This window comes from Clostridium sp. DJ247 (assembly GCF_014231265.1).
Genome location: NZ_JABAIW010000002.1, coordinates 32032 through 45776 on the forward strand (window position 1 = coordinate 32032; position 13745 = coordinate 45776).

The following is a 13745-nucleotide window of genomic DNA, read 5'->3' on the forward strand; positions in this document are numbered from 1 at the left end:
TAAAGCAATTATAAAATGCTCTAACTCTCTACTTTCAAAAACCTTCACATATATTAAATTCCTACAATAAACGTTATATAATAATATACAATTACTGAGGCAAAAAGGATACTATCGAACCTATCTAATATTCCGCCGTGACCTGGAATTAAGTTAGCATAATCTTTTACACCCACATATCTTTTTATAGATGAAGCTGAAAGATCTCCAAACTGTGAGAAAACACCACAGATTATTCCTAATATAACAAAATGATAAATAGATATGGATACTCCCTTATTTTGAATTATATATCCAAAAATGCCACATCCTATGGCACTTCCAAACATTCCTCCGATAGAACCTTCTACAGTTTTCTTTGGACTTATTTTGGGACATAATTTTGTTTTTCCAAAAGCTCTTCCACTATAATAAGCTGCCGTATCACATAACCAAGATGAAATAAATATTATCCAAATAAGATAATTACCATAAACTTTGTTGTTAACTAAAACTATAAAACTAAAAAATACTGAAACGTATAAAAACCCTAACACAGTTATGGATATATCGATAAAATTATATTCCATATCAAGCACTGGTATACACATAAAAATAAAAATTGATATTATCAATAGAATAAATATAAGCTTAAAGTTAACATCCCATCCTAAAGTTATATAATAAATTATGCATAAAAGGTATGCTATTACATCTATTGAATGTATGTTTTTTTCTCTCGTAACCTTATAAAATTCATGCATTCCCAATAAAGATAAAATCATAATTCCATATTTTAAATATATTCCACCTAAAAACAGAAGTATAATAAGAGGTGATAGTATTAAGGCTCCTATATATCTATTATTCATTTTATCATCTCCAAAACTATAGTATTAAAAAGCAGTTATATATAGCTACCTAAGTCCCCCATATCTTCTATTTCTATTTTGAAAATCATATATAGCTTCATGTAGATGCTTCTTATTAAAATCTGGCCATTTTATATTTGAATACCAAAACTCCGAGTAAGCACACTGCCATAATAAAAAATTACTTAATCTTTGTTCTCCACTTGGTCTTATTATTAGGTCTGGATCCGGCATTCCCTTTGTATCTAAATAATTTGAAAACAACTTTTCATCTAAATCCTCAAAGTTAACTTTACCTTCTCTTATATCTATATACATATCTTTAAATGCACGAATCAATTCATCTCTTCCACCATAATTTAATGCCAAGTTTAGTACTAACCCAGTATTGTTTTTACTCTTCTCATAGGCAGCAGTTAACTCATCTTGACAAATCTGTGGTAATTTTTTCACATTTCCAATATGATTTATAACTACATTATTATCATTAAGTTCTTTAAATTCATTTCTCAAATATTGAGTTAGTAAATTCATAAGTGCACTAACTTCTTCCTTAGGTCTTACCCAATTTTCTGTAGAAAAGGCGTATAAGGTTAAATATTTAACTCCTAAATTACTGCACTCTTTAACTATTTCCCTTATAACCTCTACACCAGCCTTATGACCCATAGTACGAGGCAATCTTTTTTCTTTTGCCCATCTGCCATTACCATCCATTATTATAGCAATATGTTTTGGAATGTTATCTAAGTCAATAGATATTTTATTATCTTCTTTATTATTTTGCTTAGAATTAAAAAATTTCAACATATTTTATTTCTCCATTCATAATTCAATTGCAGTGTTCCTTATTAACAAAAACCTGCGTATCCGCAGGTTTTTGTTTATCCACTGGCTCTAGCCACAATATTCCCGCTTCTATATTAGAGGGTGTACGGACTGATGCTGGTGGATTGGTTCAACTAACAATCAGATAAGACAAATCCCCCACCTGACATAAATTTTACATTAGCATATTAAATAGACATGATTTCTTTTTCTTTTGTTTCAATTATCTTTTCTATCTCTTTAATATAGTTATCTGTCTTTTTTTGTATATCATCTTCAGCTTTTTTAATTTCATCTTCTGATACTTCGCTATCTTTCTTTAATGCCTTTATTTTATCATTACAATCTCTTCTTATTCCTCTAATTGCAACTTTAGAATCTTCTCCTGCTTTTTTTACATTCTTTACTATATTTTTTCTTGTTTCTTCAGTTAACTCTGGTATAATAAGCCTTATTACTTCTCCGTCATTAGATGGATTTAAACCCAAGTCTGACTTTAATATTGCTTTTTCAATAGCCTTAATAGAGCTCTTATCCCAAGGTTGAATCATAAGTATTCTTGGTTCTGGCACACTTATATTTCCTAATTGATTAAGTGGAGTCGTAGCACCATAGTACTCAGCTTCTATTCTATCTAACATAGCAGGATTAGCTCTTCCAGCTTTCATTGAAGCTAATTCCTTTTTTAATACTGCTATAGTTTTAGTCATTTTTTCATCTGCTTTGTTTAAAATGTCTTTAATCATAAAAATACCTCCTTATTACTTGTTTTTTAACTCTATTATTATTTTTCTTTAGATACTAATGTCCCAATTTCTTCTCCTAAAACTGCCTTTCTTATGTTTCCTGGATTGTCTAATCCAAATACTAATATAGGTATATCGTTATCCATACATAAAGATGTTGCAGTAGAATCCATAACTTGAAGTCCTTTCTCTAGAACTTCTATATAGTTTAATTTGTCAAATTTCTTAGCATCGTTGTATTTGTGAGGATCTTTATCATAAACTCCGTCAACTTTTTTAGCTAAAAGTATAACTTCCGCTTCTATTTCCGCTGCTCTTAAAGCTGCTGTGGTATCAGTAGAAAAATATGGATTACCTGTACCAGCTGCAAATATAACAACTCTATTCTTTTCTAAGTGTCTCATTGCTCTTCTTCTTATAAATGGTTCTGCAACTTCCTTCATTTCAATAGCTGTTTGAACCCTAGTTTTCATGCCTATATTTTCTAAAGAATCTTGAAGTGCTAAGGCATTTATACAGGTAGCAAGCATTCCCATATAGTCTGCAGTAGTTCTATCCATACCTTCTCCGCTTCTACCTCTCCAGATGTTTCCGCCACCTACAACAGCACCTACCTCTACACCCATATCTACTAAAGCTTTAATTTCTGCAGCTATAGTGTTAGTAATTTCAAAATCTATACCGTATCCCTTTTCTCCTGCTAAAGCTTCTCCTGAAAGTTTCAGCATAACCCTCTTGTATTTAGCACTGCACATATATTATACCTCCAAATTATAAAAAATTATATATTACAAAATTTATACTTTAAAAAAAGAGAACACGCAGTGTTCTCTTTTCAGTTACTATTTACCCTGTATCTGCCTTTGTACTTCTTCAGCAAAATTTTCTTCTTTCTTTTCTATTCCTTCGCCTTTTTCAAATCTTACAAAAGCTGATACTATTATTGGAGCACCAGTTTCTTTTGCTTTCGCCTGAAGGTATTTTTCAATAGTTAAATCAGGGTCTTTTACCCAAACCTGTTCAACTAAGCAGTTTTCTTTATAATATTTTTGTACTCTACCTACAACCATTTTTTCAACGATTTTTTCAGGTTTTCCTTCGTTTAAGGCTTGAACTCTATAAATTTCTTTTTCTTTTTCTAAAGTTTCATTATTTACTGAGTCTCTATTTAAGAATGGAGGATTAGTTGCAGCAACCTGCATAGCTACATCTTTTGCTACTTCTCCTAATATAGGGCTTGCATTTTGAGATTCAACTTTTACAAGAACACCAATTCTTCCGCCACCATGAATATAGCTTTGAATTGCTCCATTCTCAACAACAAGTCTTTCAAATCTTCTTACAGCCATATTTTCTCCAAGTTTTGCTATTAAATCTGTTACAGCTTCTTGGATTGTTTTGCTTTCATCAACTATGTACTTTTCATTAAGGAATTCTTCAACTGTTTTTGCTTCTGTAGTTGCTGCTTGTTTAGCAAGGTTCTCAGCAAATTCTACAAATGTTTCGTTAACTGCTACGAAATCAGTTTCACAGTTAACTTCTATTATTGAACCATTCTTTCCGTCTTCTGAAACGTAAGTTTTAACTATACCTTCTGCTGCTACTCTTCCAGCTTTTTTAGCTGCAGCTGCTAAGCCCTTTTCTCTTAATATTTCTACAGCTTTTTCTGGATCTCCGTTAGCTTCATTTAAAGCTTTTTTGCAGTCCATCATTCCTGCTCCAGTTCTTTCTCTTAGTTCTTTTACCATCTGTGCGGATATCATCGTTAACGCCTCCTCTAAAACTCAATTTAAAAGGTAAATGAAGAAATATTTTTTCTTCATCTACCCCAATAAATTATTCAGCTAATTGTTCTCCCTGTCTTCCTTCTATAATAGCATCTGCAATTTTAGCTGTTATTAATTTTACAGCTCTTATTGCATCATCATTTCCTGGTATAACGTAATCAACTTCATCTGGATCACAGTTTGTATCAACTATGGCTACAACTGGAATACCAAGAATCTTAGCTTCTGATATAGCATTCTTTTCTTTTCTTGGATCAACTACAAATAATGCACCAACGTTTCCTGAATTCATGTTTCTAATTCCGCCTAAGTTCTTGTGTAACTTTTCTTTGTCATTCTTAAGCTTTATTACTTCTTTCTTAGGAAGAACTTCAAATGTTCCATCTTCTTCCATAGTGTCTAATTCAGCTAACTTGCTTATTCTTGCCTTTATAGTTGTAAAGTTAGTCATCATACCACCTAGCCATCTATTGTTAACAAAATGCATTCCACATCTTACAGCTTCTTCTTCAATAGCTTCTTGTGCTTGCTTCTTAGTTCCAACAAAAAGAACATCTTTTCCTTCTTCTGATACTGATCTTATGAAATCATAAGCTTCTTCAACTTTTTTAACAGTTTTTTGTAAGTCGATTATGTAGATTCCATTTCTTTCTGTAAAGATATATGGAGCCATTTTAGGGTTCCATCTTCTTGTTTGATGTCCGAAATGAACACCTGCTTCTAATAATTGTTTCATTGAAATAACTGACATAATATTTTCCCTCCTAGGTTTTTCCTCCACTATCGTCATATCTATAAAATACTTTTTCAAGCACCATTTTATAGATTGGATAATGTGTGTATTTTCTTACCTTTTGTAGTATATCACAAGCATTAATGCTATTCAACAACATTTTCAAATTTATATACTAAAATTTTATCTTTTTATTAATAGTAGTAAAATGGCATAGAATAATACTTCATAGACATATTATTATCATGTTTCATAAATTTTATACTGAATTAGATACTATAATTAACAAACACTACAATTAGTAAACACTATATTCATTAATAAATGCTTATACATCTATATAACAATCTCTATTAATTTTACTAACACATAAAAATAAGGTTTAGATTAAAAATAAATCCAAACCTTTAATACGTATTATATAAAACTTCTATCAACATCATATTTTTTATGATATTACGCAAAAAACACTACTTAATTTTCTTTAATTCATCCAATAACTTTTCGTTAAGTATTCTTATATGTGTACCTTTCATACCTAAAGATCTTGATTCAATAACACCAGCACTTTCAAATTTTCTAAGTGCGTTAACTATAACAGATCTAGTTATGCCTACTTTATCAGCTATCTTTGATGCTACAAGTAATCCTTCAGTTCCATCTAGTTCATTAAATATATGTTCTACTGCCTCTAGTTCTGAATAAGATAAAGTACCTATAGCAAGCTGAACAACAGCTTTCTTTCTTGCTTCTTCTTCGATTTCAACATGCTTTGATCTTAATATTTCCAATCCAATAATAGTAGCACTATATTCAGCTAAAACTAAATCTTCATCTGTAAAAATTTCATCAAATCTTGCAAGTAATAAAGTTCCTAGTCTTTCTCTATTTCCTATTATAGGAACAATAGTAGTTAACTTATTTTGTAATTCACAGTCTTTATCTTCATCATAAACACAAATGCCTTTATTAGTTAAATTTGAAAGAGTTTCATGAGTACCTAGAAGCTTGTTGTTATATTGTTCTGGAAATCTCATCTCATTTAAAACTTTATCTTTAATAATATCGCATTCAAATCCTGATGAAAAATTATGACCTAATATTTTTCCTTTTCTACTTATAATATATACGTTACATGTTAAAACATCACTTAGTAATTTGCATATATCATCAAAAACCACTGGTTCTGTTCCTGACTTTTGTAATATCTTATTTAACATTCTTGTTTTATTTAACAATGATGTCATTATTATTCCTCCCTATGCTTTCCTTACAATTTTATTTATATAAATAATAACCCTTACTCTCAGCTTTTCATCTTGAAGCCTTGTATGTAATTTTAAAACCTCATTAGTTGAATTGGTTAATCCATCCTACTAACAATTTAGACTTTTTGAAATATTTAGAATTATCATCTATCCATTAAATATAATAACATAACGAAAATTATTTTTCAACTGCGTTTTCATAAAATTCGACATATTAATTATTTTTTTTATCTATTTTAAAATATAGAATTAAATCATGCAAATTTAAACTCACTATACCAACAAAGAATGAGGCTTCCTGCTTCTTTTATGCCACAAGCTACTATTTCCGCAGACCTAACTACGGTAGTTTCTGTTGTAGTTAACTTTCAGAACCACAATTTGGTTTTAATTTATAAGTCTTAAAATCACTTTGGTTAAGAAATCTATTCCTAGATTAACAATCTTTTCATAAATTTTGGCAAGTTTAACCCCTATAACCTCCACCACTAGAGTACAAGATTTTACGGGCTGAATTATAAAATATCTTACTCCAATTTTAATTTTAGATATCTAAAATTAAAATTGAAGTAAGATATTAAAAAAATTTCAAATACATTTAGTGAATATTTATTTTTTACTATTGTGCATTGTTATCTTCACTTTTGCTATCAGTATTACTGGAAGGTTTATACTCTATATGCTTACATTCGGTGTTTGCACATTGCAAATAGTTTCCCTTTGTTTTACTATACTTCTTCATCATATAGCTATTGCAAACAGTACATTTTTCTTCAACGGGTTCAAACCAACTTACAAAATCACATTGTGGATAATTACTACAACCAAAAAACTTTCTGCCCTTCTTGCTTCTTTTAACTAATACCTTTCCATCACTACATTTAGGGCATTTTACATCAATTTCCTCTACTATAGCTTTTGTGTTCTTACATTCTGGATAACCTGGGCATGCTAGGAAGTCTCCAAATCGTCCATGCTTTATAACCATGTACTTTCCACAATTCTCACACTTTATATCTGTAACTTTGTCCTCAATAGTTACTTTTGCTACTTCTTTCTCTGCAGTTTCTATAGCTTCCTTCAACGGTTCAAAAAACTCATCTACTACCTGATTCCAATTCTCTTTACCGTCTTCAACATTATCTAGTTTTCCTTCCATATCTGCAGTAAATTCTACATCCACTATTTGTTTAAAATATTCGCTTACTATATTGTTAACTATATCCCCTAACTCAGTAGGCTTTAATGTTTTCTTTTCTCTTTCAATATACTTTCTTTCTAATAGCGTAGATACAATAGGTGCATAGGTACTTGGTCTTCCTATTCCATTTTCTTCAAGAGTCTTTACTAATGTAGCTTCTGAAAATCTAGGAGGCGGTTGAGTAAAATGCTGCTTACCATCTATAGACTTTTTCACAAGATTTTCTCCCTGCTCTAGTTCAGGCAAGTTTATATCATCACTTTCCTCTTCAGTAGCATATTCATATACTTTCATAAAACCATCAAATCTTATAATAGATCCACTTGCTTTAAGTCCATATTTTCCGTTTTCTATGTCTATAGATGTGACATCCATAATGCAAGAAGCCATTTGACTAGCTACAAATCTATTCCATATTAAAGTATATAACTTATATTGCTCATCCTTTAAATTCTCTTTAGCTATTTCAGGAGTTATACTTACATCAGTAGGTCTTATAGCTTCATGAGCATCCTGTGCATTCTTTTTCCCCTTAAAGTTTCTTGGCTCTTTTGGAATATAGTTATCCCCATACTTATCAGTAATGAAGCTTTTACACGCTTTCTGCGCTTCTACTGCTATTCTCACAGAATCTGTTCTCATGTATGTAATAAGTCCTACGGTACCATGTCCTTTAATATCTACACCTTCATATAGTTGCTGTGCTATAGACATGGTTCGTTTTGTAGAATAATTTAGTTTTCTATATGCATCCTGCTGCAGAGTACTAGTTGTAAAGGGTGGAAGTGGATTCTTGTTTTTAGCAGTCTTTTTTATATTTTTTACATTAAATTCTCCATTATTAAGATCTTCTATTATCTTATCTACTTCTTCTTTATTATTAATTTCTAATTTTTTCTTATTATAAGTTGTTAGTCTTACCGCAAAAGACTTTTTTGTATTTTTCTTATAAAGACTACACTCAACAGTCCAATACTCCTTAGGAACAAACTCTAAAACTTCATGTTCTCTATCACAAATCATTTTTAATGCTACAGATTGAACTCTTCCTGCACTTAAACCCCATTTTACTTTTCTCCAAAGTATAGGACTTATTTTATAACCAACTAGTCTGTCTAACACTCTTCTAGCTTGCTGAGCATTAACTAAGTTTGCATTTATTTCTCTTGGTTCTTTAATAGCATTCTTTATTGCATTCTTGGTAATTTCATGAAATTCTATTCTACATTTCTCTTGTTCTTCTAGCTTAAGAATATGAGCTAGATGCCAGGATATTGCCTCTCCCTCTCGGTCAGGGTCAGTTGCCAAGTAAATTTTTTCACTTTTTTTGGCTTCCTTCTTTAATTTATCTAATAATTCTCCTTTTCCTCTAATAGTTATATATTTAGGATTATATTCATTATCTATATCAACTCCCAATTGACTCTTAGGGAGGTCTCTTACATGTCCCATTGATGCTTCTACTACATAATTCTTACCTAAATACTTCCCTATAGTTTTAGCTTTGGCTGGTGATTCAACTATAACTAATTTTTGTCCCATCTTGTACTCCGGCCAGCATTACCTAAACCAGAGTTTCTGCACCCCCTTATTATTTAACTAATATAACTATATTACTATTCTTTTTACATTTACTAAATACTATTCTATATTTAAATAAATATACCTGATTTAAATTTGATTAAATTGGTTTAGCATTATAGTTTACTTTCCACTTTTGCATAATAATTACCTGCCAGACAAATTATTTCATTTCTAAGCTGTAATTCAAATAATACCTCATATAATCGTTTTATGTCAATATTAGTCTTCCTAAATATGTCATCTATATGTATAGGTGTATCTGATATAATAGTACACAAAGTTTTTTCAATGTCAATTAATTTTTTAATATTTTTATTAGAATTTTCTTTGTAAGGAGTATTCAAAATTTCAAATAAATCTTGAAAACCAGTAAAAGGATAGGCTCCATCCCTTATTAACTTATTTGTCCCTTTACTTTGATCAGAAAAAATTGATCCAGGAACAGCAACTACATCTTTTCCTTGCTCTGCTGCTAAATTTGCGGTAATAAGTGAGCCACTTTTTTCACTAGCCTCAATAACAATAACTACATTACTTAATGCACTAATAATTCTGTTTCTAACAGGAAAATTATAATTATTAGGCCTAGTACCAGGAAAAAACTCTGAAATTATACACCCATTTTCTAAAATACTATAATATAGCTTTTTATTTTCTTTAGGATATATTACATCAATACCGGAACCTAAAATTGCACATGTGTATCCTTTTCTTTCAATACAAGCACTATGAGCATAAGCATCAATACCTCTTGCCATACCGCTAATTATATTTACACTATTAGCCGCAAGCTCTTTGCTAATCAAACTTGCAACATTTCTTCCATAAATACTGCAGTTTCTTGATCCTACAATAGACGCACTAACAGCATGATTTAACTTATCTATATTCCCTTTGTAAAATAATACACTAGGGGAATCTTCATAAGCTCTTAGCTTTTTAGGATATCTTTCGTCATTAAAATTCACAATTTTCATACCCTCTTCAGAGGACTTTTTTAAAGCAGCTTCTAATTTTACAGTATCCCAAGCTTTTTTTAGTTCATGCTTAATTTTACTCTCTTCTTCATCATTAAATATCTTTCTGTTATTACAATTACAGTAATACCATATATCTTCAATGCTTTTAAATTCTTTTACTAATTTAAGTTTTACTTTGTTGGGTAGCTTAACCATACTAAACCACAGATCATATTTATTCATGTTTTTTCTCCTCTATATAGATTATTTTTTAATTTTTGTCACAATACATTATTTTTATTCATAAAAATATTTTAACTCTCCCCTAAATCCAAGAATTCTGTTTATTTCTATATATGAATATTAATAACTTTTGCTGAATTTTTTCAATTTCTATGTTATATTAGTATTTACTTGATTAATAATTAAAAAAACCTTCGAAATTAGAAATTAAAGATGTTATTTTACCTGTTAACTAAAGATAAAAATTTACACAACAAGTAAAAACTTTATTATTTACATGTAAAGGAGATAACTCTTATGGATAAATTGTTATTTGGTATATCTGGCCTTCCTATTGGCAATGGTAATGAAAAATTTAATTATACTTCTGCAATACCCTATTTAAAGTCTATTGGTTTAGATGCAATGGAACTTCCTTTTGTACGTTCTGTAAATATTACAGATAAAAATAAAGATATGGTATTAAAGGCAAAAATCGAAAATGATTTTTACTTATCCGCCCATGGTTCTTACTATATAAACCTAAATGCAGATGAGAATGAAAAACAGGAACAATCCATGGAAAGAATTTTGAAAGGAGCAGAAGGTTTATTAAAAGTTAAGGGTAGAAGTCTAGTCTTTCATCCAGGTTTTTATCTTAAAGATTCAAAAAAGGAAACCTACAACACAATCAAAGAAAATTTAAGTAAATTACCACAACTAGGAATAGATTACAGATTAGAAACCACAGGTAAGGGAACTCAGTTTGGAACTATTGAAGAATTAGTTTCACTTTGTAAAGAAGTTAAAACCTGTAAGCTATGTATTGACTTTTCTCATGTTCACGCTAGATATAATGGTAAACTAAAATCCTATGACGATTTTGCTGAAACCTTACAATTTATATCAGATGAACTAGGAAAAGCAGCCTTAGAAAATTTACATATGCATATATCAGGAATTAATTACGGTGAAAAAGGTGAAAAAAATCACCTACCGCTAGGAGAAAGTGATTTTAAGTATATTGATTGTATGAAAGCCTTGAAAGATTTTCATGTAAAAGGCTGCATTATATGTGAAAGTCCTATTCTTGAGAAAGATGCTTTATTATTAAAAGCAACTTACGAAAAAGTATAAATATTTAAAAGCACAGATATCTTAGCTGTGCTTTTCTATAATGCTTGTTTTTTAAACTAAGCTTAATAAGCTTAATTTCATGCTTTTAAATATTATATTAATTATATTATTTCTTCATTTAAAAACCTTCTATATTGCAAAGCTTCAATTATATCAATTTCATCTATACTATCATGTTCATTTAAATCCGCTATAGTTCTAGAAACCTTTAGTATTCTACTATAAGCTCTGGTACTCAAATTATACTTGTCATAAATTCTCTCTAGAATTTTATTAGTCTTTTCAGTTAACTTACAGTGCTTTCTTATAAGCCTTCCATCCATCTGAGAGTTACAATATATACTTTCCTTTGAAAATCTATGCTTTTGAATTTCTCTTGCTTTTTCAACTCTATCTCTAATATCCTTTGAGGTTTCCCCTTTGGTTTTATTTTTTATGTCTTTATAAGCTAAAGTATTTACAAATGTGAACAGATCAATTCTATCTAACATTGGACCAGATAATTTACTTATATATCGCTTTTTTTCATAATCACTACAGGTACACTGCTTATTTGACCCTAGAAAACCACAATAACACGGATTAGCTGAAAGTATTACCATACAATTACAAGGATAAGTCACCGTACCTGATACTCTACAAACCTTAACTATTTTATCTTCTATTGGCTGTCTTAAAACTTCTAGAACACTTTTTTTAAACTCTAATACTTCATCTAGAAAAAGAACTCCATTATGAGCAAGAGATACTTCTCCAGGCATTAAATTGCTTCCTCCACCAACTAAAGCTGTTGCTGTTGTGGTATGGTGGGGACTTCTAAAAGGCCTTTCAAACATCAGTCCTCGTTTTTCATCTAAGTTTCCAGATACACTGTATACTTTTGTTACCTCTAAAGCTTCTTCATAATGAAGCATTGGTAATATGGTTGGAATTCTTTGTGCTATCATGGTTTTACCTGATCCTGGTGGACCAATCATGGCCAAATTATGGCTACCTGCTGCAGCAACTTCTACAGCTCTTTTACAACTTTCTTGCCCTATTACATCTTCAAAATCTATGGTATTTTCATAATTACTATTACATCCTTTGTATGTATAAGGCATTAAATCTCTATATTTTATGTATGCTACTACTTCTTTTAAGTTTTCAAAAGGATAAACCTTGCCTTGTTTAATTGCTGAGCATTCTTCAGCATTATCTAAAGGAACAATAAAGTTATCTATGCTATTTCTTATTCCTTCTATTGAAATAGGTAACATACCTCTAACCTTTTTAAGTTCTCCAGATAAAGACAACTCTCCGGTAATTAAAAACTTATCTGCATCTTCAAAGCTGATTTGATTTGTAGCAATTAAAATACCTATGGCTATAGGTAAATCAAATAATGCCCCTACCTTTCTTATATCCGCTGGAGCAAGATTAATAATTATTCTATTTATAGGAAATTCAAAGCCTGAATTCACTATTGCTGCTCTTACCCTATCTCTAGATTCTTTTACTGAAGTATCTGCAAGACCTACTATATTAAAACAAGGCAAACCTCTTTCTATGTCTACCTCTACGGATACAATTACTCCATCTATACCATTAAAAGCTGCTGTAGTAATTTTAACTGCCATAATATCACCTCTGTTAGATTCTTGACAATTAAAATTACTTATATACAGTTTTTTAAAATCAAGGCTATAAATATCAATGAAGCAGAATTTAAGGATATTCAGTAATATCAATCGTATTTACAAAACCCAGTAATATTGCTAAAATTAAAACATGACAATACTTTATTTTCATCAAAACCATTCCTACTTATTATTTGATTTTGTATATTTAAAATTCATAACTAGAAAGTTGTTATTTAAGCATAATTAACTAAAAATTCTGAAACCAAAAGGCTTTTATTTATAATTGCAAATATATATATTTATTGTTACTAGCCTTACTAAATTTATATAAGTTTTAAATATAGTTAACTATATTTTGTAAAACTCTTTATATATTTAGTTAAATTGGTTAAAATATACATATAAATATATAGATTATATTGAAAGGAGCGAATTTATGCATTCTTTTAACAAGGATATAGGTTCCCTGGGCGAAGAGATTGCTGAAACTTACTTAAGACAAATAGGTTACACTGTTCTAGATAGAAACTTTAGATGTAAAATAGGTGAAATAGATATTATAGGACGTGACCAAGACTATATATGCTTCATAGAAGTAAAAACACGATATGGATCAATATATGGAAACCCCTGTGAATCTGTTACTTATTCTAAACGCCGTAAAATTTATAAGACTGCTGAAGCCTATATTATGCGTAAAAAACTTTTTAAATTCAATTTTAGATTTGACGTCATAGAAATTATACTAAATCACTATAATAATATACCCTCTATAAGGCTTATTAAAGATGCTTTTCAATTGTAAAT

At 30.0% G+C, this 13745-nt stretch carries 12 protein-coding genes; 2 read left to right on the top strand and 10 right to left on the bottom strand.

What is annotated here, in order from left to right; translation table 11 throughout:
- Window positions 1–53: 53 nt before the first annotated feature.
- The 9 genes from HGI79_RS01110 to dprA form a co-directional block, all read right to left on the bottom strand.
- Window positions 54–851 carry a phosphatidate cytidylyltransferase gene (locus HGI79_RS01110; protein ID WP_185648881.1) on the bottom strand — a complete coding sequence of 266 codons (798 nt, stop codon included), beginning with the start codon at window positions 849–851 and terminating at the stop codon, window positions 54–56.
- Window positions 852–896: 45 nt separating this feature from the next.
- Window positions 897–1661 (bottom strand): isoprenyl transferase, encoded by a 765-nt coding sequence (locus HGI79_RS01115; protein WP_185648882.1) that lies wholly within the window; start codon window positions 1659–1661, stop codon window positions 897–899.
- 206 nt (window positions 1662–1867) lie between these two features.
- The gene (frr, locus tag HGI79_RS01120; RefSeq protein WP_185648883.1) at window positions 1868–2425 is read right to left on the bottom strand and encodes a ribosome recycling factor; all 558 of its coding nucleotides are present in this window, start codon (window positions 2423–2425) and stop codon (window positions 1868–1870) included.
- A gap of 38 nt (window positions 2426–2463) precedes the next feature.
- Entirely contained in the window at window positions 2464–3180 is a 717-nt protein-coding gene (gene pyrH / locus HGI79_RS01125; RefSeq protein WP_185648884.1) for a UMP kinase, read from the bottom strand.
- An 87-nt stretch (window positions 3181–3267) separates the two neighbouring features.
- Window positions 3268–4188: a translation elongation factor Ts gene (gene tsf, locus HGI79_RS01130; protein ID WP_185648885.1), complete on the bottom strand. Its 921-nt coding sequence runs from the start codon at window positions 4186–4188 to the stop codon at window positions 3268–3270.
- Between the two features lie 73 nt (window positions 4189–4261).
- Entirely contained in the window at window positions 4262–4963 is a 702-nt protein-coding gene (rpsB, locus tag HGI79_RS01135) for a 30S ribosomal protein S2 (RefSeq protein ID WP_185648886.1), read from the bottom strand.
- A 452-nt stretch (window positions 4964–5415) separates the two neighbouring features.
- Window positions 5416–6192 carry a GTP-sensing pleiotropic transcriptional regulator CodY gene (gene codY, locus HGI79_RS01140; protein ID WP_185648887.1) on the bottom strand — a complete coding sequence of 259 codons (777 nt, stop codon included), beginning with the start codon at window positions 6190–6192 and terminating at the stop codon, window positions 5416–5418.
- A gap of 640 nt (window positions 6193–6832) precedes the next feature.
- Window positions 6833–8956, bottom strand: a complete 2124-nt coding sequence (topA, locus tag HGI79_RS01145; RefSeq protein ID WP_185648888.1) for a type I DNA topoisomerase — start codon at window positions 8954–8956, stop codon at window positions 6833–6835.
- Window positions 8957–9111: 155 nt separating this feature from the next.
- Window positions 9112–10200, bottom strand: a complete 1089-nt coding sequence (gene dprA, locus HGI79_RS01150; protein WP_185648889.1) for a DNA-processing protein DprA — start codon at window positions 10198–10200, stop codon at window positions 9112–9114.
- A gap of 297 nt (window positions 10201–10497) precedes the next feature.
- On the opposite strand from dprA, the gene HGI79_RS01155 reads away from it, so the two are divergent.
- Complete coding sequence (locus HGI79_RS01155; RefSeq protein ID WP_185648890.1) at window positions 10498–11316, top strand: TIM barrel protein; 819 nt, start codon at window positions 10498–10500, stop codon at window positions 11314–11316.
- Window positions 11317–11417: 101 nt separating this feature from the next.
- Here the strand turns inward: HGI79_RS01155 and HGI79_RS01160 are convergent, their stop codons facing one another.
- Window positions 11418–12935 carry a YifB family Mg chelatase-like AAA ATPase gene (locus HGI79_RS01160; RefSeq protein WP_185648891.1) on the bottom strand — a complete coding sequence of 506 codons (1518 nt, stop codon included), beginning with the start codon at window positions 12933–12935 and terminating at the stop codon, window positions 11418–11420.
- 439 nt (window positions 12936–13374) lie between these two features.
- Between HGI79_RS01160 and HGI79_RS01165 the strand changes: the two genes are divergently transcribed.
- A complete protein-coding gene (locus tag HGI79_RS01165) occupies window positions 13375–13743 on the top strand; it encodes a YraN family protein (protein WP_185648892.1) in 369 nt (122 codons plus the stop codon).
- Window positions 13744–13745: the final 2 nt, after the last annotated feature.